Source organism: Psychrobacillus faecigallinarum (assembly GCF_014836595.1).
GTDB lineage: Bacteria > Bacillota > Bacilli > Bacillales_A > Planococcaceae > Psychrobacillus > Psychrobacillus faecigallinarum.
This window is the reverse complement of record NZ_JACSQO010000002.1, coordinates 250,741-271,214: the sequence shown is the minus strand read 5'-3', so window position 1 is coordinate 271,214 and position 20,474 is coordinate 250,741. Positions and strand designations below refer to the sequence as shown.

16 protein-coding genes are annotated in these 20,474 nt (G+C 34.6%); 3 read left to right on the top strand and 13 right to left on the bottom strand.

Going from position 1 to position 20,474, the window contains the following annotated elements; genetic code table 11:
• Window positions 1-56: 56 nt before the first annotated feature.
• Both H9650_RS06040 and H9650_RS06035 read right to left on the bottom strand, forming a co-directional pair.
• Entirely contained in the window at window positions 57-656 is a 600-nt protein-coding gene (locus H9650_RS06040; protein WP_154310508.1) for a YitT family protein, read from the bottom strand.
• A 604-nt stretch (window positions 657-1,260) separates the two neighbouring features.
• Window positions 1,261-2,166, bottom strand: a complete 906-nt coding sequence (locus tag H9650_RS06035) for an HNH endonuclease (protein ID WP_144535596.1) — start codon at window positions 2,164-2,166, stop codon at window positions 1,261-1,263.
• Window positions 2,167-2,558: 392 nt separating this feature from the next.
• Between H9650_RS06035 and H9650_RS06030 the strand changes: the two genes are divergently transcribed.
• On the top strand, window positions 2,559-3,563 hold the full coding sequence (locus H9650_RS06030; protein WP_154310507.1) for a nucleoid-associated protein: 1,005 nt from the start codon (window positions 2,559-2,561) through the stop codon (window positions 3,561-3,563).
• A gap of 236 nt (window positions 3,564-3,799) precedes the next feature.
• On the opposite strand, the gene H9650_RS06025 is transcribed toward H9650_RS06030, so the two are convergent.
• The 5 genes from H9650_RS06025 to H9650_RS06005 all read right to left on the bottom strand — a co-directional run bounded on the left by H9650_RS06025 (window position 3,800) and on the right by H9650_RS06005 (window position 9,871).
• Window positions 3,800-5,047 carry a dicarboxylate/amino acid:cation symporter gene (locus tag H9650_RS06025; RefSeq protein WP_144535592.1) on the bottom strand — a complete coding sequence of 416 codons (1,248 nt, stop codon included), beginning with the start codon at window positions 5,045-5,047 and terminating at the stop codon, window positions 3,800-3,802.
• Between the two features lie 603 nt (window positions 5,048-5,650).
• Entirely contained in the window at window positions 5,651-6,832 is a 1,182-nt protein-coding gene (locus tag H9650_RS06020; RefSeq protein WP_191696797.1) for a NupC/NupG family nucleoside CNT transporter, read from the bottom strand.
• A gap of 523 nt (window positions 6,833-7,355) precedes the next feature.
• Window positions 7,356-8,189, bottom strand: a complete 834-nt coding sequence (locus H9650_RS06015) for a permease prefix domain 1-containing protein (RefSeq protein WP_144535588.1) — start codon at window positions 8,187-8,189, stop codon at window positions 7,356-7,358.
• A 1-nt stretch (window position 8,190) separates the two neighbouring features.
• Window positions 8,191-8,526, bottom strand: a complete 336-nt coding sequence (locus tag H9650_RS06010) for a PadR family transcriptional regulator (RefSeq protein WP_144535586.1) — start codon at window positions 8,524-8,526, stop codon at window positions 8,191-8,193.
• A 121-nt stretch (window positions 8,527-8,647) separates the two neighbouring features.
• Window positions 8,648-9,871, bottom strand: a complete 1,224-nt coding sequence (locus H9650_RS06005; protein WP_151113603.1) for a DUF819 family protein — start codon at window positions 9,869-9,871, stop codon at window positions 8,648-8,650.
• 432 nt (window positions 9,872-10,303) lie between these two features.
• Here H9650_RS06005 and dhaK point away from each other — a divergent pair, with 432 nt between their 5' ends.
• The gene (gene dhaK, locus H9650_RS06000) at window positions 10,304-12,055 is read left to right on the top strand and encodes a dihydroxyacetone kinase subunit DhaK (RefSeq protein WP_191696796.1); all 1,752 of its coding nucleotides are present in this window, start codon (window positions 10,304-10,306) and stop codon (window positions 12,053-12,055) included.
• Between the two features lie 79 nt (window positions 12,056-12,134).
• Here the strand turns inward: dhaK and H9650_RS05995 are convergent, their stop codons facing one another.
• From H9650_RS05995 to H9650_RS05970, 6 genes are all read right to left on the bottom strand, one after another.
• Entirely contained in the window at window positions 12,135-12,563 is a 429-nt protein-coding gene (locus tag H9650_RS05995; protein ID WP_225215941.1) for a glycosyl-4,4'-diaponeurosporenoate acyltransferase CrtO family protein, read from the bottom strand.
• A gap of 97 nt (window positions 12,564-12,660) precedes the next feature.
• Window positions 12,661-13,785 carry a glycosyltransferase gene (locus H9650_RS05990; RefSeq protein WP_191696795.1) on the bottom strand — a complete coding sequence of 375 codons (1,125 nt, stop codon included), beginning with the start codon at window positions 13,783-13,785 and terminating at the stop codon, window positions 12,661-12,663.
• A 16-nt stretch (window positions 13,786-13,801) separates the two neighbouring features.
• A complete protein-coding gene (locus H9650_RS05985) occupies window positions 13,802-15,304 on the bottom strand; it encodes a phytoene desaturase family protein (RefSeq protein WP_191696794.1) in 1,503 nt (500 codons plus the stop codon).
• On the bottom strand, window positions 15,304-16,191 hold the full coding sequence (locus H9650_RS05980) for a phytoene/squalene synthase family protein (protein WP_225215940.1): 888 nt from the start codon (window positions 16,189-16,191) through the stop codon (window positions 15,304-15,306). Before H9650_RS05980 ends, H9650_RS05985 begins: the two co-directional genes overlap by 1 nt.
• Before the next feature lie 77 nt (window positions 16,192-16,268).
• Complete coding sequence (locus H9650_RS05975; RefSeq protein ID WP_191696793.1) at window positions 16,269-17,822, bottom strand: phytoene desaturase family protein; 1,554 nt, start codon at window positions 17,820-17,822, stop codon at window positions 16,269-16,271.
• Window positions 17,823-18,115: 293 nt separating this feature from the next.
• On the bottom strand, window positions 18,116-18,241 hold the full coding sequence (locus H9650_RS05970; protein ID WP_191696792.1) for a YfhE family protein: 126 nt from the start codon (window positions 18,239-18,241) through the stop codon (window positions 18,116-18,118).
• Between the two features lie 1,141 nt (window positions 18,242-19,382).
• Between H9650_RS05970 and H9650_RS05965 the strand changes: the two genes are divergently transcribed.
• Window positions 19,383-20,321: an RNA polymerase sigma factor gene (locus H9650_RS05965; protein WP_144535573.1), complete on the top strand. Its 939-nt coding sequence runs from the start codon at window positions 19,383-19,385 to the stop codon at window positions 20,319-20,321.
• Window positions 20,322-20,474: the final 153 nt, after the last annotated feature.

Here is a 20,474-nt window from a genome sequence, read left to right as displayed (position 1 = left end):
TTATTAAGAAGAGCAGATTAGAACTAGGTAGAAATATATCTACTATAGCTAAAAGACTATGCTGTTATAGGTGAATTAGGATGGGGTTTTGTTTTTCTAGCTATGAGACTAGTTGACAGAGCAACAGACAAAATGGTCATGATTGAAAGCAAAAAGGAATCCATAGACAGCAATAATCCACCTACAACTAATACTAGTGAGTCAATAACAAAAATATTTATACCTACGTTTACACCCGTCTTTGCACTTATAAACTGTGCAACTAAATCAGTCCCCCCAGTACTTGTCCGATATCTAAGCATAAAACCTATACCAATTCCCACTAGTGACCCACCAACTAAAGCACTAGGAACAGATTCCAAGATCACTAGCTGACTAAATGGTTTAAATAAGTCAATAAAGAAAGAAGAAATGATCATTCCATGTAGACTGTTATAAAAATATTCTCGATATTTATACCAAGCGACAACAAAGATGGGAATACTAAATAGAATAATTGTCGCACCAGTCTTAACTCCCCACAAATAGTTAAAAATTAACCCTATACCTATGACTCCACCATCTAGTATTTCATAGGGAACTAAAAACAAATTGATACCCAGGGCTATAAAGATACTGCCAAAAATAATAACTAAACCCTTTTTAAATAAATACATATTAACCTCCACTGTCTGGATATGTATTTAATTTATGATTGGAAAGAGGACAAAATGTCTAATTTCAAATCGTTATTCGGAATATAGGCTAATAAACCAAATAGAAAGAGATTTATATTTGTGTGTTGTAGATAAGATGCTATTAAGATATTAACTCAATTAAAAAAGGCTAGCTGTGATAGTCACTAGCTAACCTATTAATAGGAGAAGTAATTAGATACAATCGCACTGATAGTATGCACCGAAAATGGATATTAACTTTGAATTGTTCCCCTGATAAACTTGGAGAATAAAGATCTTTCTCCATTCCATAAACCCCCTTCTTTTTTTGCATAATTAGATATCAGAATTTTTTAAGATGATATCTCTTGACTGCTCGTCACTGAACTAACCTCCTAAAGCAATTTACAAAATGAATAATATATCTTTTGATGCAAGATGCTATTTTTAAATCTAAATAATGTATACATAATTTTCTATTTATTCCATCATAAAGTCAAATATTTCTATGAAAAATTGTAATATCAAAGATAGGCTAGTCAAAAAAAATTGCCCTATCCTCTATCTAAAAAAGCTTTCCATCCTTTTCAGGATGGAAAGCCGATTATTTTAATACATTTTTTTTATGCCATTTAAAGTACTTTTTATTTTCTTCTTTTCTATTAATGCGCATCTTCGAATGAATTCGATATTTATCGTAATCCCTTTCTTCTATACGGGCAGAAATATGGATTTTTCCTTGACCATCAAATGCTATATACCCCTTCTCATATAAAGCCTCATGATTATAACAAAGTAATATTCCATTATAAGGGTCTAGCCTTTCTTCCTCAGTACTATCCTTCCAAGGTTTTGATGGGCAAGGATGTAATAGTTCAGGAGAGTCGATGTTGCATATAGCACATTGGTTATCCCATATAGGGGAAAGCGTCTGCTTAAATTTCTGAAGTCCTTTGCGAATTTTTACTTTTGCTTCAGACTCCATTACTGCAATAATTTGTAGAAGTCGATTAGGTTCCTTTAATAGAATCGAACTAATAGCAAATTCAAGCTGCTCCTGTTTTTCTAAATTTACATTGTTGTCAGCTATTAACTCTAAAAGTTTGATGGCCAATTGTTCATTACACGGGTAAAGATATCCCTGGTTACCATCCCCGTTTTCTTGAAAGGCTGAATATTTTATCGGAAGAAATAGCTCTATCTCCTGAAAATTATCCTTAATATTTAATGGAGTATTTAGTTCCTCGTATGAAGTTTCTACCTTATTACCAACTTTTTTATAAAGAGCATCATAGGGATTTTCTGCTTCGTAACAATCTTTTTTAGCAATACTGACAGCTACAATGTCACCTTTTACGTAATGAAAAATACAATCCCCTGCTTTGACTTCCTTCATTCGCTCCCAAAAATGTGGATGCATACCACTTTTATCGACCTGTTTAGACCAAATAATGTTATTTTCTTTTTCTTCTATATACGTTTGTCCTTGCATGACGATATAAAAATTCATATATATGTACCTCTACTCTCTTAATCCATATATATATTATAGCAAAAAATTATCAATGCATTATACGATCAACTGTCTTCCAATTTTAGTTAGATTGATTTAGTTAGAAGGCCGCCTTCGCTATAAGATATATGAACACTGTCTTTGTTGAAAAGAGCAGCTAGCGGTTATTCTCTCACCTATCTTTAGGGGGATTCATCGGATTCGCTTGACGAAAATACTGAAACAAAGGGCGAACGGTTATAAGTCTTTGCTCATTGGATTTAATACTTTTAAGGAAACAGGTTTCTCTTACCATCCTTTAACAAAAATAAGTGAAAAAAATATATGAAAATAGCTTCTAGAATATGATATGGTAGAATATCTAGAACTCTAATATAGAAGGTGAAGAAGTGTTAGAAGTAAATGAAAGTAAGTTAGATCGATATATAGTGCATTATGTAGGCGATTCACTTGTTTTAGGTGACGAAATATATTTACAACCAGAAGTTATGCTAGAGGCTGCATTCACACAATTGGCATTTAACAAAGTAGATTTTGAGCAACAATATGATTTCTTCCATCAAACAGACCTAGGGCTAAATGAAGTTTACACATATGTAAATAGCATTTTTGATAACAAAAATAATTTCCTAGAGCAATCAAAAAATATTGCAGTTCATCTACAAAGCGTTTCTCAGCATCCTAATATAAAAAACGGAGAATTATTTATTGGATTGTTTGAAAACTGCATATGGAATACAGAGACTAAAAAAGCTCTTGCTATCGTTAAAATTGATGAAAAAGAGATGTATTTAGATATTAAAAATGAACAAGACAAAGTAATAGTAAACGGTGTAGATGGGATTAACGTAAGGAAAATCAACAATATAGCAGTAATCATTGATATGGGTCCAGATGCAGCCCCTGCAATTTTCATGAAAACAAAGAAAAAGGAAGATGTTGTTTACTGGCAGGAACGTTTTCTGAATATTAGAGTGGCAGATGAACACTTCCATAAAACTAATTTAGCTTTAACAGAATGCAAAAAACTAATAGTTAAAGAAGAGAGCTTCACGAATACCGAAAAGCTTGGACTACTAAACAAAACGCTTGATTACTTTAGAAATGAAGAAACATTTGAAGTTGACGAATATATTGAAACGGTTTTTGACAATGCAGATCAAACTCAAAAAGATATTATAGTTAATTCGGTGAAGCCATATGAAACTGTCATATCTGAAAGTGCAATTGCTAAGTCAGAAAAAATTTATAAGCGAAAAATTAAGCTGGATTCCAACATTGAAATTCAAGTGAATGTTCGGGATATTGATCAAGTAGATCAGCTTATAGAAGTTGGCTATGATGAGGTTACCAAGCGAAAGTTTTATAAGATTTATTTTCAGGAGGAAGTATAGAATTATATTGTCACTGCTGAGAAAAGCTAGAGACTGCTCAAGCTACAATATAATTTTAACAGAGTATTACATGGGATAAAATAATCGTGATAGCTTTCCTAGGAATCAGCGAAATAACCCATTATACTTGCCATGTCAATTCCTCTCCTCGCTCGAGTTAATAACATTAAATCTACAAAAAAAGCTATCTCAAGTTGTGATTATTCATCCTTGAAATAGCTTTTTTATATTATTACTTAATTAATCGTAGAAGTAGATTCCACTGTTCTAGATTTCTGATGTTTCTTTTCACTTTCAGTTACATAAAGTGCACATGTTAAGTCACCTGTACAATTGACCATTGTTCTTGTCATATCAAGTAATCGGTCAATACCAATGATTAATGCGATCCCTTCCACGGGAAGATTAACAGACTCTAGCACCATCGCTAGCATAATCATACCAGCCCCTGGGACAGCTGCTGTACCGATTGAAGCAAGCACTGCTGTCAAAACAACTGTAAGCATTTGGACAAACGATAGATCTACTCCATATACCTGAGCAATAAAAATTGTCGCAACCCCTTGCATGATTGCTGTTCCATCCATATTAACTGTCGCCCCCAAAGGCTGAACAAAACTACTGATCCCTTTTGGCACTCCCAATTTTTTTTGTGCAATCTCCATAGATATTGGTAAGGTCGCACTGCTACTAGAAGTACTAAACGCCACTGTTAAAGCAGGTAAGTATTCTTTAATGACCTTCAACGGATTTTGTTTAGCTAAAAGCTTAAGTGCGGAACCATAGACGATAACTGAATGAACTAGTAATGCTAAAAAGACGACTACCATATACATAAACATTACTTTTAGAGCATCAAAACCTTGCTTCCCTACAGCTGAAGCTAGTAATCCAAATGTGCCAATTGGTGCAAACTTCATCACTAATGTCACTAAAAACATCATTAATTCATTTGCCTGCTCCATAAACCTTTGGACACTTTCCACTTTGCTTCCTAAATAGCTAATTCCTAAACCAATAAATACCGCAAAGAAAATAATTTGTAGCATATCTCCACTAGCCATTGCTTCAACAGGGTTAGCTGGAATTATTCCAAGCAATGTTTCTGAAACTGGTGGTGCTTCTGCAGCTTCGTACTCAACTGATCCTACATCAAAGTTTTCACTGTTCCCTGGTTGGAAAACAAGTGCTAATACTATCCCTATAGTAATCGCTACAGCGGTTGTTGCTAAAAAGAAAAGCATTGCCTTTCCGCCCATACGCCCTAACGATTTTGGATCTCCTATATTAGCAACCCCTACAGCTATTGAGAAGAATACTAAAGGTACTATTAACATCTTAATAAGATTCAAAAAGATTGTTCCTAGTGGTGTAAACAAATAACTATCTGCCGTTTTAAAAAATTCTGGTGCTACGATATTTAAAATTACTCCGACAACCGCACCAAGTACTAAAGCCCACAATATCCTAGTTGCTAATTTCATTCAATCACCCTTTACTAAATATATAATCAAAAAATTATTGGCAGCTTAATAGAATATTAGCTAAATAGATTATTCATTGTTCTAGTTGAAGTATTCTGCATTAAGTAATTTTTCCGACAAATTATTATGTAAAAATATTATAGTTGAATAAATTTCATAATTTCTGTTTTTATGAAAAAACACGAACAATTACATGCTTTTCTAGCAATATAAAATATTTCATTGAGGTGAGCGATAAGCCAACACCACCCTCCGCTACAATGAACAAATAAGAAATGTGCATATTTAATTGGTAAAGTGCTATTTATGAAATTAACTCAGCCAACTTTACAATATTGTATTATCACCTAGAATCAACGAGTAACTAATTTTTGTAATGCTAAATTTCCATAAAAACCAATAATCTTCCAATAACAACTAAATCTATACTTACTAATATATAAGTACCACAATTAACTACAATCTAATCTAAAAATAATAAAAAAATTAGAAATCTATTGGTTCCTTCATTTATGTTAAATAAATATCTTAGTTCGATACACATCTTTATAAAAAAATAGCATCATTCCCAATAAAGAGAGTGACGCTATTTAAGATTGAAGCTTAAATAAATATCCCAACTAAGGTTGCAGTTAAGAAAGAAACCATGGTAGAAGCGACTAATAACTTAAGACCATGTTTTGAAACGATAGAAGCTTTTTCTCCGTTGATAGCTTGTAGAGAGCCACTAACTATTCCAATAGAACTGAAATTCGCAAAGCTAATTAAGAATACCGAAACTACTGCAACTGTTTTCTCAGAAAGATTAGGAATTTGATCTCTGAATTGAAGCATTGCTACAAATTCGTTAGTTGCAAGCTTCGTACCCATCGTTTGACCGGCTACTAAAATTTCGCTTGCAGGTACACCCATTAACCAAGCAATCGGCGCAAATACATATCCTAAAATTTCCGTAAACGTTAAACCGATCGCAGCTTGGAACCCTGCGTCTATTAACGCCATTAATCCTACGTAAGCAACTAGCATAGCTGCTACAATTAAGGCCACTCTACCTCCATCTAATGCTCCCATTGAGATAGATTCAAATAGAGATTTTGCTTGAGATGCTTCTTTGATGTCGATAATTTCTTCTTCCTTAGAAGAGTCAGGAGCAATAATTATACCAATAATCAAACCTGACAATGCATTTAGAGCCATTGCACCTAAAACATACTTAGCAGGTAACATAGTGATATAAGAACCCATAATGGATGCAGATGCAGATGCCATAGATGTGATTGTCATCACAAACAACTTGTTTTTGTCCATTTTAAGTACGTGTGATTTAATAGCTAAGATTCCTTCTGATTGACCGAAGAAAATATTATTTACAGCATGGAAAGTACTTACACGTGAAAGCCCTGTAATTTTAGACAGGAATCCTCCCAAATATTTAATAATAAGTGGTAGGACACGTAAGTAAGTTAAAACTGAAAGTAACATAGAAGTAAAAATTAAAATTACTAATACATTTATAAAGAATACTGAGCCGCCTTCTGGGACCCAACCTCCAACTACGAAGTTTACCCCTTCACGCCCTATATTAATAACTTTTGTAAAACCATTACCAATACCTTCTATTACAGTCAGTCCCACAGTTGTCTTGAACATGATTAAAGTTAATACGACTTGAAGAACTAACATAACTCCAACAGCTTTAAAATTAATCGCTTTCTTATCATTACTAACTAAGTAAGCTAATCCAAAGACTACAATTAATCCTATTATTCCTATTAAAATTGACATTCTCTATACCTCAATTTTTATTATTTTTTGATTATACAACTTGTTGTATTTTCTTAGCTCGTCTTAGCATCAAGGTATCAAATGAAGAAATTATAAATTTTTAGAAAACCATTTGTGACCGCTTTCAAAATGATGTGAAATGCATATATTTATTGACTTAACTTTGCCTGCTCGTTTCACTTATCTTGTAAGACAGCAAACAAAAACGCTTTCAAATAATTCGAATGAGATTTCCTTTAAAAACCAACATTATACCTTCACTGTCTCTTGATACTTTTACGTCATTTTGTCATTCTACATTGCGAATATTATAGAAGTCAAATAATTGATATTTTAAAATCTTTAGAATGACTAAATGCCTAATATTCTAAATTTTCCTTTGAATTGATATAAACGAATTAGTTATTTAGTCTTTTTTCTAATATTAGAGTATATATTAGTTCAAATTTCTCAACAAAAACAAAGGAAGAAGGAGTATTTGCCATACATCATTCTTCCTCTATAGGTTTATTTTTAAATTTTTTTAAGCCATAACTTTTCTTTTACCAACTAGATAATATACTAAAAAGCCAAAAATATTCGATAAAGCAAATATGATAATCCAAGCAATATTTAACCTCTTCTGATGATAAGCGTTGATGGTTGCCCAAATTGTGAACAAAGTCCAATAGATTGTTACTCCCACAAATAAAATGATTGTCATCACTTTACTAAACACTCTTTGCTCCATACTAACGAACCACTGATCATCTCCATTCCCATATGGATAAAAGGCTGGCTTTAGCCATTCAGGGGACCAAACTGCTTGATTAAATTTATAGTCTGGAGTTGCTTCTTCAACATATTCAAATACATTCGAGTAGTCGCCAGGTTTCTCACCCTCTTTGACTCCCCTCACATCAAATATCTTAACAGTAGTTATGAAATCAGTTTTTATTATAGAGTTCTCTATCGCCATTATCATTTCAGGTGTAATAGTAGTTTTGTTTTCTAAAACTGTTGCTATCTCTGTTGCTACATTAGATATTTGAGACGATTGCTCTTCTGCATTTTGCCAAAGCCAACCAAAAACCGATAAAAATAAAACAAGGAAAGCTAGTGATAAATATAAAATCCATTTAGCAAATACTTGTTGGGCTTTAAACATTTCACCAAGAATGGTACGAATTTCTTTTTCCTCTCCGAATCTGGATATGGCTATTTTAACAGCTTCCTCTTCAGTTATACCTTCTTGTTTTAAATCATGGACAGCTTCTAATAAATGAGTTCTCATCTCAGCTTTCATTTCAAGAATCTCTTTCTTATTTCCTTTTGTGTTTTGATAAACAGAATTAACAAATAAATCTACTTGTTTCAAATTAATCTCCTCCTTCCAAAAAAGAATCCATTATTTTTTTTACAAATAACCATTCATTGCATTTTTCCTTGTAGCCCACTTCTCCAAGGGAAGTAAGCTTATAATATTTTCTTCTTCCACCGGGCCCTTGTTCATCACCCCAATAGGACTCTATCCAATTGTTTTTCTCCAATCTTTTTAAAGACAAATAAAGTGTTCCTTCCTTTAGTTCAAAAAGATTGTTACTTTTCTCTCGAACGATTTTAGCGATTTCATATCCATAGCGATCGTTTTTCTGTAACAGAGATAATATGAGTGTATCAATATGCCCCTTCAACACCTCTTTATTTATTTCCATTTTTTACACCACCTTACTATTATTTATAAATTATATTACCTAATAATGCAAGGTATTATTTATTTTGTACTAACCAAAAAAAATAGCATTGCGACTGCAATGCTATTTTTATAAAATTATTTTACATAAAGCCCTCTAACCACAGTCCTAAGAAAGTACCCACGTAGTTTCCAATTATATATCCCAGTGTTCCAACAATTAAGATTGGTCCTACTAGATTACTCCATCCCTTTGCAATTGCCAGTGCTGCGGCTGTAGTGGGACCGCCGATATTTGCATTTACTGCTAACAGTGTTTCCTCAAGTTCAAATTTAAAGACCTTCGCCCCTACCAAAGATACGATTAAGTTGATTGCTACAATGATAAAAGCAAAAATTAGCAATAACGGTGCATTTTCTATGATTAATGGAATTGAAGCAGGAATACCAATCACTACAAAGAAAATATGTATGAGATAGGTTCCAATTTCTTGGCTCCCACTTAATGAATCGAAGAATTTAGGAAACAGTAAAAGAGCTAGGAAAGTGAATGTCGTTAACATTAAATACTGATCTCCTATTAATCCGTTTAACAGGTTTAGTAGAAAGTTTACATCTTCTCCAGAAGGAATAAGAGTATCAAACCAAGTAGATACCTTTTTTGCTAAAATAACTAATGCAAACGCCGTTCCTACCGACAAAGCTATATCCTTTAGGGATATCTCCTTCGCCTTCCAATAGGCTTTTGACTGATTTACTTGATCCTTATTACTTTGAGATTCTAACTCATCTATATGTGGTGTTTTATACTTTTTACGGAAAAATTGCATAGTAGGAATAACCATTAATATAACAAAAAGAAGCGCCATATTTAAGTTGTCTGCAACTACCGCCGATGAAACTAACTCCCCCGGCGTTTCAAACTTAGCAGACATTGCTGCAAAGTTAACCCCTCCACCTATGTAGCTAGCACTGAACATAGCAGCCAGCTTATTGAGTAATGGTATATGATCCTTTAATATAAAAAATGCTATAATTGTTCCAGCAACAGTACCTACCGAACTTATTAAAAATATCATTAAAAGTCTGCCGCTTTCCTTAAACAGCTTTTTAATATTCACATGAAATAATAGTAATGGTATTGCAAGTGGAACAATAATGCTCCATACCGAATCATAAACAGCGGATTCAGTTGGTATAATCCCCGTGTTAGATAAGAGTATGGCTATCAATAAAGCGATAATGGCACCAGTTATTTTCGCCGCCCAGCTAAATCTCTGCTCCAAAAAAATACTCAATGAAGCAACGATAACAATGATTCCCCAAAGTGTAAGTGTGTCATCTGCTTGGATTAGTGTATTTCCCATAAATTCCTCCTAGTTTAGTTAATTTCATAATAGTACTTTACCAGTAAACACGAGCCTTGCTCTACGAGTAATTGGAGCTGCAGGCGGTGATGGCTTATCACTCACCCCACGGAAAGCGTCCCCCTAAAGCGTAAATCAATTACATTTTACTCGTTGACAGCATTTAGATATCATTATTCTCTTCTCGATTGTTCGTGTTCTTTATAATTATTGGAATTATGAATTTAACTCATTTGAATATAAATTTTATGTATTATACTTACCCTCTAGAAAACACCAACTTTCTTTTTCTTTAATTCTATTATATTCGTAATATTTAAATTTTCAAAATTTTATTTCCCTCGAGTTATTGGATAGCTTTCAATAGTTGTATTATAATTTAGTATGCTACATTAATGCAGAACTAAATTAGTTATATAAGGAGCAATACATATGAAAAAAATCATGAACCAACCTGAAAACCTTGTGATGGAAATGTGTAATGGATTAGTCTTAGCACATCCAGAGCTAGAATTTTTAAAGAAGTACAAAATTATTAAAAAGAAAGCTATCGATGACAACAAGGTAAGTATTATTAGTGGTGGCGGTAGTGGACATGAGCCCGCCCACGCTGGATTTGTTGGTAAGGGTATGCTGGATGCTGCTGTGTGTGGAGATATATTTGCTTCACCCTCTCAAATACAGGTTTATCAAGCCATTAAGGCTACGGCTGGTCAAAAAGGTCTTTTGATGATTCTTAAAAATTATAGTGGCGATATGATGAATTTTAAAAATGGGGCTGCTTTAGCTTCTGAGGATGGCATTCACGTTGAATACGTAAAGGTAGATGATGATATTGCAGTAGAAGACAGTCTTTATACTGTAGGTAGACGCGGAGTTGCAGGTACTGTTTTCGTTCATAAGATTGCAGGTGCTGCTGCCGAAGAAGGTAGAGAACTATTAGAGGTTAAAAAGACAGCGGAAAAAGCTGCAGCTAACGTACGGAGCATAGGTATAGCTCTTACCTCTTGTACTGTACCTGCAAAAGGTACGCCAACCTTTAAATTGGCAGAGGATGAAATAGAGTACGGAGTAGGAATTCATGGTGAGCCAGGAATAAAGAGAGAGAAAATGCTTTCCGCAGATGAATTGGCAGAGCGAATGACCATGGACCTTTTAAAAGACCTCGGCGTGAATGAAAAGGATGAGATTGCGGTATTAGTCAATGGGTTTGGTGCAACTCCACTACAGGAATTGTATTTGTTAAATAATTCAGTTGTACGAGTGCTATCACGTAAAAATATTAAGGTGAATCGCGTTTTTGTAGGCAATTATATGACAAGCATTGATATGGCTGGTGCCTCCCTTACTTTCATGAAGTTAGACGATGAATTAAAAAACTTACTGTCTAGTCCTAGTGATACACCCTCTTTTAAAATAGTTGGACCGATTGATTCCGTCGAATATATTGAAGTTATTGAGGAAGAAAGCGAAAAGCCAGTCTCATTTAAAACAGAAACTAATGAAGGTTTTTCTGTGATTCAAAATGAAAGATTATCATTACCCAACATGATCTACCTTGTAGATAAAATGAGTGAAGTAATAATAGATAATGAAGTACCTTTCTGTGAGTTAGATTCTCATGCTGGAGATGGAGATTTCGGAATGAGTGTTGCAAAAGGATTCAAGCAATTGAAGCGAGAATGGAGTGATATTATTCAACAGCCCGAACTTACTATCGGTTCCTTTTTACACTCATGCTCTCTCGTTATTATGGAGTATTGCGGTGGGGCATCAGGACCAATTTGGGGCTCTGCTTTCCGTGCGGCTGGAAAAATAACAGATGGCAAGATGGAATTAACTATAGCTGAGTTTGCTGAAATGCTACAAGAGGCAGTGAAAGGAATTCAATCGACTGGAGAGCGTTCATTTGGTAGAGGGGCAGAAGTTGGAGATAAAACATTGATTGATGCGTTAATACCTTGTGCAGATTCATGGATGGATAGCAGTTCATCTAGCACAACATTTAAGCGAGCATTTGAACAAGGAGCTGCTGCTGCAGTCTTAGGTGCAGAACAGACCAAAGACATTGTAGCTCGTATGGGTCGTGCTGGAACAGTAGGTGAACGAAGTCTTGGTTATCCAGATGCAGGTGCTTTTGGATTAGGGGTCATTTTTAGCGAGCTTGCTCGTTCCATTAAATAGAAAAAAATAAACAGACCTATCACTTGATTGTACTAGTGATAGGTCTTTTCTTTATATAGGAAATCTAAAGAATTAAAGCCTACTTTAAGACAACCTCTTTAGTAACTCTAGTTTTTCTCTTTCTAGACAGAAACCTTTCTATACGAGGACGATTATACCGTTGAACTATAATAATTGGTAAGTTAAACAAAAGAGCATATGCTACCATAATCCAGCCTGCCCATGCAGGATTCCAAAGGAAAAATAGGCCGGCCGGCAAGATTGAAACCCAATGGGTCAACTCTGCTCTTTTAGTCTCAATAACAAAAAGTTTAAGATAACGTTTATCGTTGCTAGCCAGGATGTTCTTTTCAAATCCCTTTCGTATTATCTTTGATCCATCAGGGATTAAATGCTTCCACAGCCTTACACTAAAAAGTCGTTCCCATAATTCACCTGATTTTTCCCATTTCCTTAATTTATATAAAGAATTTTCTTTTTCAAAAAAATGAACAGGAATTATTGCCATGGAAAGCGAAATCACAATATGAAAAAATGCCCATGCTCCAATATCTATTAAAATAGTCCAAAATATAGGGAGATGTATTATTTGAAATCAACCACCCCTACAATCTGATTTTTCTACCCTTCCATGTGACTGCACGTAACACCTTAGTTCGAAATAGGGACCACATAAAAACACCAGTAAAAAAGAAGAATAGAATAGGATAAAAGATAAACATATAAAACTGAAAATTACCCGTCCGACTAGCGAGATAATAAGCTTGAGTCATGAATCCAACATAGCAAATTAGAGCTATGAAAATCCATGTTAGAGAATTAACATAAGCAGCCGTTATAAACAAAGCTAATGGAAGGAAACCTCCACTCATCCATATGCTAATAAGTGTCATAACAAACGGATGGGTCGACTGGGAAGCTGTTCCAAAATTCTTTGACCAGCCTTCTACAAGTGACTTCATGCCTTCTGGATACATTTGAAAATGAAGTACACCCCTTCCCCCCAAACAATGAACTGGAAGACCAATTTTTCTAAAGGCTTTCGCAAGCACAAAATCATCCATTATTGCTTCTCCTACCACAAAATGTCCGCCTGACTCCATATAATCCGCTCTTGTAGTCAAAATACATGGACCAAATGCTCCTGCACCTTGTAATCGATTACTCCAAAAAGTAAATAGATTCATACCTGCCATCACCATAATATTGAAGATAGCCGAAAAGTTTTCATAAAGTTTATGGACCTTGTGATAAGGCTGAATGGATAAAATCCCTCTAGCGCCTTGCGCCTGAAAACTTATAGCCAAAGATTTCAAACTATCCTTATGTTCTAACCTTACATCAGCATCTAAAAATAATAACCATTCACCAGTAGCTGCCTCAGAACCTATCCAGCAAGCTGCGGATTTTCCTTTCCATCTTTGGTAATTTTTATTAGTTTGTTTAACTATAGTCCCAAACTTTTTTGCAATTTGTACAGTTTTATCTGTAGATTCATCATCGACTACTATAATCTCCTTTGGGATAAGTGATTGTATTTGTAAGGACTCGAGCAATGGCTGTAATCGCCCCTCCTCATTTCTTGCTGGGATTATCACAGATATAGTAGGCTTTCCAGATAGCTCTTTGTCCGTTTGTCCCGAGAGAGGGATTTTCCATAGCATAAGAAAACCACACACTATAGCCATAATGATTATTGCTAATGCAATTATGAACAGAACGTCTATCATTAGCCCCACCTCTTCCTTATGACTCTTTTCTGTCTCTCTCCAAAATCATCTCACTAACCTGCTGACCGCTAAGTGTAACCATTGGCATTCCCCCACCCGGATTGACAGTACCACCAACAAAGTACAAATTGTCATATAGCTCACTATGCTTTGCATTTTTAAACCCATGATTTTTCTTTTTAGAGGAAACCGTCCCGTAAATAGAGCCACGGTGTGAATAATACGTTCGCTCTATATCATGTGGGGTCCACATATCTTCAGTGACAATATGCTGCCGAAGACCTTCTAATCCCATATTTTCTAGCTTAATGAGCACTCGTTCTCTTAAAGCCATGTAATCTTCTTCAGTAAATGGCTGGTCCTGGAGATAAGGAATATGAGGCAATATTTTAATGTTTTCGTGACCCTTTGGAGCCTGTTTCGGATCAGTCTTGTTTGTATTCACTAAGTATATTGTTGGATCCTGGGGCAGCTCATAGCGATGGAAGACTTGATCCATTTGCTCCTTTAAGTTATCGGAAAAGAAAAAGTTATGATGGGCAAGCTGTGGGTATAATTTATTCACACCTAGATGCAACACTAACCCCGAGCTCGAGGGCTCAAATTTCTTTTCTAGCTTCTCTATATACTTTGGCTCTTCCTCCAATAATTTTTCATATGCAGGAATGACCTCCATATTAGAGATAAAATAATCTGCTGTTACCTTTTTACCATCCGCTAGCTCTGCTGCAGCAATTCGTTTATCTCCATCTCTATGTAAACGTTTCACTTCTTCTCCAGTATGGAAGGATACACCAAGCTCCTTCCCAAGCTTCACCATTCCACTTGCAATTCCATGCATACCTCCTGGAACATACCAAACACCTTGTGCATGCTGCATGTAAATCATCATATTTAACACAGCTGGTGCATCATATGGGGAGGAACCAACATATTTGATGAAATAAGAAAGCATCGTACGTAAATTAGGGTTGCTCACTCTTTTCTTTATAGCATCATACATAGTCGAAAAATAATCAAAGCCTCTTAGTGACTCTATAAAACCATGCTGCCGAAACACATCCATTGTACTGTCCAACCCTTTTCCAAGATACCCTTCTTCTGTCACATCATAAATCTTTTTAGCGTAATGAAGAAATTCTTGGTATTCCCTCATATCCTTTGCTGAGAGGTTCAGGTTTTCCTGTGCCATTTTTTCAAGGTCTCCGTAAAGGTCAATTGTTGTTCCGTCTGTAAAAAAAGACCGCCATTCATGCTCTAATCTATAGGCAGAAATGTAATCTGACATTTCGCGGTTGCTGCGCTTAAATATTCTTTCAAAGATATGTGGCATAGTGAGAATGGATGGGCCTAAATCAAACCCGAATCCCTCCTGCTCCAACCGATTCAGTTTGCCTCCTAAATGTTTGTTCTTCTCATAAAGGGAAACGGAATAGCCGTTTTGAGCAAGAGAAATAGCTACAGATAAACCCCCTAGACCACCTCCGACTACAACTACAGTTTTTTTACTTTTGCTCATTAAGATGACACCTGCCCTTTCATATCAAAGCAAGTTGCTTGATGAATTTTTTTCATTTCTAGAGGGGATACAAAATTTCTAGTGTGAAAACAGTCATAATCATTTTTACGGATTGTATTTAATATGCCACGATAGATTCTAGCAGCAAGTAGCACCTGAAAACGGCTATCCTCATCAAAGTAAAAGATTGATTCATAGAAATGATCATATAATTCTTCTGCACGATGAGCTAATAACTCCCAAATTCGAATGAATTGGATGTTTATTTTTGCGTTTTTCAAATCATACTCACTATATAACTCTGATTTTAATAAAGATTCTGGTAGATAAATTCGGTTCTTCCTACTGTAATCTTCCCCGATATCACGAAGAATGTTAGTAATTTGCATAGCTATTCCAAGACTGATAGACTGCTCCCTTAAATCTAATGTTGAATCCTCAGCAATTATAGGTAAAAGCATTAACCCAACTGTTCCAGCAACATAATAGCTATAATTCTCTAGTTCTAAGAGGGTTTTTGGCTTTTTAAAATCAATATCCATTCTTTGACCCTTCAATTGGTCATAGAAAGGCGCTATATCCATATTGTATCGATTAAATACATCCCGAAGCGCAAGCCACATCGGATGGTCGATTTCCTTGCCTTGCTCGAATAACCGTAACTCTGCTTCTAACTGATCTAATGATACCTTCTGGCTAACCTTTGTATTGTTTTCGTCGACACTGTCATCAGCCTTCCTACAAAAAGTATAGATTGCAAATACTGCATTTGCTTTCTCCTTTGACAATTGTTTAAATGCAAAGTAAAAACTTTTCGAGTTACGTTTAATCATTTCTTCACAATAGCGATAGGAATCTTCTATAGGTGAGACCCTTTTTGCAACCAAATCTTTCGCCTCCTTCTATCTTTTCGAAATTTGAAAACTATCAAGTATTCACTCTATTTTTATATAAATAGAATCTTTTAATTTGTCACAAGTTCTGGTAAACCAGCTTCATTTTTTTCTTTAATTCCATCATCTAAAAGCAACTCTTCGGTAGCAATTTTTGCAGATAGTAAAACTATCGGTACTCCTGCACCCGGATGAGTACTACTTCCAGTAAAGTACAGATTCTCACAGTTTTTTGCTTTGCTCTGCGGTCTCATGTGATTACTTTGTGTAAGAGTTGGTTGTAGCCCAAAGCAAGCACCATTATAAGCATTGAACTTAGACTCAAAATCCCTAGGAGTCATATAAGTTTCTGCGACTATTTCTTCTTCAATATTTTCGAATCCTTTAACATTCTTTAATGACTGCATTACTTTATTTCGATAATATTGAACCGTCTCATCGGTCCATTCATATTTCGAGGAAGATAGCTCAGAAACTGGAACAAGGATATACAGACCATCCTTTCCTTCTGGTGCCAGACTTGGGTCTAATTTAGAGCCAACGTATACATAGAAAGAAGGCTGTTCTAGCTTGTTACCATCAAAAATATCGTTTAAGTTCTTTTCTAGCTCATCGGCTATAAAGAAATTGTGTACATTGTCTAATTCCTCGTATTTCCGATCCATTCCTAAGTACATAACAAAGCACGAACACGAGTATTTCATACTATCGATTTTTTTATCTGTATATTTTCCCTTCGCTTTAGTATCCTTCACTAAATTCTTCATAGCGTAAGGAAAGTCTGCATTGCACATAACGTAATCAGCTAGAATTTCTTTTCCATTGACGCGAATACCATAAGCTTTTTGTTCTTTTATAAGCACCTCATCTACAGATGCATTGTAGTAAACTTTGCCACCTAATTCCTTGAACAAACGCTCCATCGAAGAAGCCATTGTATACATTCCACCCTTGATAAACCAAACTCCGTAGAGCATTTCAATCATTGGAATAATAGTATACAAAGAAGGTCCATTGTAAGGTGACACTCCTATGTATAAAGTTTGAAAGCTAAGAATTTGTTTAATACGCTCATTTTTTACGTATTTCCCAATAAAATGGTCTGCACTATCAAACGTTTTTAACTTAAACATTTGTCGAATCGTTTTTGGATTATAAAAATCCGTAAAATTTCGAAAAGGTCGTTGAAGAAAATGGTTTTTTGCTACAAGATAACGCTCGTATATTTCCTGTAAATATTTTAAAAATCCCTTCGAATCTTCCTCAGAAATATTCTCCAGTGTTTTCATCAACTCAATCAAATCAGAAGAAATATCATATTTTTCCTGTGCTTTTGCTCCAAAGTACGTAGAATACATTGGGTCCACTTTTTGCATAGGTATGTAATCGTCGGGATCTCTTCCAGTTAGTTCAAACACTTCTCGGTATAGCTCAGGCATCATGACAATACTTGGCCCCAGATCAAATTGATAACCATTCATGTCTATTCGGTGCATTTTCCCCCCAGGTAATGCCTCCTTTTCATATAGCTCTACTTCATATCCTGCATGCTGGAGACGAATAGCACTCGCTAATCCAGCAACACCTGCTCCTATTACCACGACTTTCTTTTTACTATTTGGCATTGTACATTCTCCTTCTCTTTTCTTTTAACCTGTCTATACTTTTAGCTTGGATGTTTGGATGTTTGGATGTTTGGATGTTTGGATGTTTGGTTATTTTATTTAATTATTCACAAACCTTATACAAAAGTCAAACCTTTTGTATAAGGTTATTTTAAAATAAGTTATACAAACTTTATATATGAATTATTAATTTATCGTGTCAGGAAAATAAAATATTTTCAAGAAGACAAAAAACACCACGCTTTTTAAAAGCATGGTGTTCTTTATAAAAGTAAGTTAACTTACCTTTTCTGTTAATCATTTTTTGATGTAGCTTTATCAGCCTTTTTAAATTCTTGCTGGTACAAAACCTCTTGAGTTGAAGTCAATCCATTGTCTTTTACGGTCAGTTGCTCATGTGGCGGCTTACGATCTGGCATTTAAACACTCCTTTCTAAGTATTCATATTATGTTGTTCTTATGGAAAGATAGATATACAAATAATATGAGGCAAATAAAAAAGGTGTAATACACATTCATTTATCTTAAAGGTGGATTAAGTTTCCTAAATAGAAAAACCATCTCCAGAAGTGTATATTAAGTGTTACGAGAGCTTAGACAACTTCGCCAAGAAACTTCAAATAAGACATAGATATATAATTACGGAGAATTTTTGTAAACATAAGTTAAAAAGTTGGTCTTTTAAAAATATAGTCTTTACTGAATTTTTTTCTAAAACAAAGAATATAAACCAATCACACGAAATGGAATGAGTAGGTCTAGAAAATAAAAGATTAATCTCCAATAGAACTTTCTTTACCAATAAAATATCGAGAGGTTGTACTTTTTAAGACATAAAAAAAACACCAATTCTATTTTGATAGAATTTGGTGTTCTGTAATAAACCATTACGGTCCAATAGGGCAAGGTTTACCTGGAATGCATTTTATAGGAGTACCGCCGCCAGCTTCCGGTGCAGGTACTTGTGCGCTAGCACTTGTTCCAAACGATAAACTCAAAACTAATAAAACACCTAAAATTGAAAACATCGATTTTTTCTTTTTCACGAATTAAACACTTCCATTTCCTTGATATTTTGTCTTACACTTCTAATTTCTACATTATTCGTTAAAACCCTTTTTTATTTTTAGAATATTTTTAATTTTAACTAAAAAAAGAAAACTATAACCTGTAAGCACCTTATATAAATATACTTAGGTTGGTATATTCACCATGCACTCGCTTTCTTTAGTTCAGTTATAATTTTAATTACCTATCTTGCAAGATGATTGTTTTATGTAAGTAATTTGTACTTATTCGTTTATTCAATGGGTAAGTCCAACTTCTTTTAAAACTTCCTTAAACTATTACAAATTTTATCTCCTAAATTTGACTTTAATATTACTTTTCTAAGTGTTACGAAGGATTGATGATCAACTATCAAATGCAATGTAACCTCTACGAACGGTTTAGTAGATAGTCTCACTATTCTCGCATCATCTTTAAATTATTTATATTAAGTCGTATAATTTTTCTATTCTCAAACGTCTATTAATTGAAGAACATTAGGAGGGTAGCTATATGGAAGAAAGCAAAAACATTAACAAAATATTTGTGGATGAAGCTCGAAAATTAAGAGATGAATTTGAAGAGATAGTTTCTGAATACTCAGCAGACCTTTGGAATTATTGTAAATATGTTACCGGTTCTCCTTGGGATGGCGAGGATCTTTATCAAGAGACTATGATTAAATCCTTTGGATTACTCCCACAACGTTGGAGTGAGATTACTAACAAAAAATACTATCTATTCAAAGTTGCAACAAACACTTGGCTCGATCAGTGTAGAAAACTTAAACGGGAAATAGGAACTTTAGATGAAGTACCTGAGAAAAACACTGATTTTTCGGATCGTTTATTATTGGAAGAAATTCTAATATCATTGGAGTCGAATTTGACTATTAAACAAACAGCAGCGTTTCTATTGTTGGATATTTTCCAGTTTAATGCAGATGAAGTAGCTGGGATTGTCAAAAGCACTCCAGGTGGTGTATATTCCTCTGTTCAAAGAGCGAGAAGAAAAATAGATTCTTTGGATTTCTCTAAAGCAAAAACTAAAATAGCCACACAAAGTCATAACGTAACCATCCAAGCATACTTAGAAGCCTTTAATAATGGAGATTTAAAACGTATGTTAAGACTATTTAGTGAACAAGCACAAAACGAAGCCTTCTTTGGATTCCAGGAATTTTCTAAAGATGAAATGTTGAAAGGTTCTTTAAAATTTGGTTTGCCTGGTCACACAGCACGTGAAATTTATCTGTGGGGTAAACCAGTTATTGTTGTGTTAACTTCTGAAGACGATAATGCTGAAATTCACGACATTCAGCAGCAAGAAATTGAAAACGGAAAAATAGTAAGCCATAAAAGTTATTTCTTCAGAAAAGAATTTATTTTAGCTGCCGCTGAAGAGCTTGGAATGAAGGCGCAGTTAGTAAAACCACCGGTAGATTGGAGTTGAGTTTTAGGGATGACAATTGTTGTCCCTTTTATTGTGTCCTTTGCACTGCTCTCAACTTTTCTACTTAACAATTTGTTTCTAATACGCCTTTTCACTACAATGTTTTTAAAATTTTTGCCCAATAATCCCCCCTGGTATAGGTGTGGATTACTC

Coding starts and splice junctions, on each gene's coding strand:
- H9650_RS05970 (WP_191696792.1), bottom strand. CDS start 18,241: ATGCCAGATCGTAAGCCGCCACATGAGCAACTGACCGTAAAAGACAAT.
- H9650_RS05975 (WP_191696793.1), bottom strand. CDS start 17,822: ATGCCAAATAGTAAAAAGAAAGTCGTGGTAATAGGAGCAGGTGTTGCT.
- H9650_RS06005 (WP_151113603.1), bottom strand. CDS start 9,871: ATGGGAAATACACTAATCCAAGCAGATGACACACTTACACTTTGGGGA.
- H9650_RS06035 (WP_144535596.1), bottom strand. CDS start 2,166: ATGAATTTTTATATCGTCATGCAAGGACAAACGTATATAGAAGAAAAA.
- H9650_RS06020 (WP_191696797.1), bottom strand. CDS start 6,832: ATGTCAATTTTAATAGGAATAATAGGATTAATTGTAGTCTTTGGATTA.
- H9650_RS05990 (WP_191696795.1), bottom strand. CDS start 13,785: ATGATAGACGTTCTGTTCATAATTGCATTAGCAATAATCATTATGGCT.
- dhaK (WP_191696796.1), top strand. CDS start 10,304: ATGAAAAAAATCATGAACCAACCTGAAAACCTTGTGATGGAAATGTGT.
- H9650_RS06025 (WP_144535592.1), bottom strand. CDS start 5,047: ATGAAATTAGCAACTAGGATATTGTGGGCTTTAGTACTTGGTGCGGTT.
- H9650_RS05995 (WP_225215941.1), bottom strand. CDS start 12,563: ATGGCAATAATTCCTGTTCATTTTTTTGAAAAAGAAAATTCTTTATAT.
- H9650_RS05965 (WP_144535573.1), top strand. CDS start 19,383: ATGGAAGAAAGCAAAAACATTAACAAAATATTTGTGGATGAAGCTCGA.
- H9650_RS06040 (WP_154310508.1), bottom strand. CDS start 656: ATGTATTTATTTAAAAAGGGTTTAGTTATTATTTTTGGCAGTATCTTT.
- H9650_RS06010 (WP_144535586.1), bottom strand. CDS start 8,526: ATGGAAATAAATAAAGAGGTGTTGAAGGGGCATATTGATACACTCATA.
- H9650_RS05985 (WP_191696794.1), bottom strand. CDS start 15,304: ATGAGCAAAAGTAAAAAAACTGTAGTTGTAGTCGGAGGTGGTCTAGGG.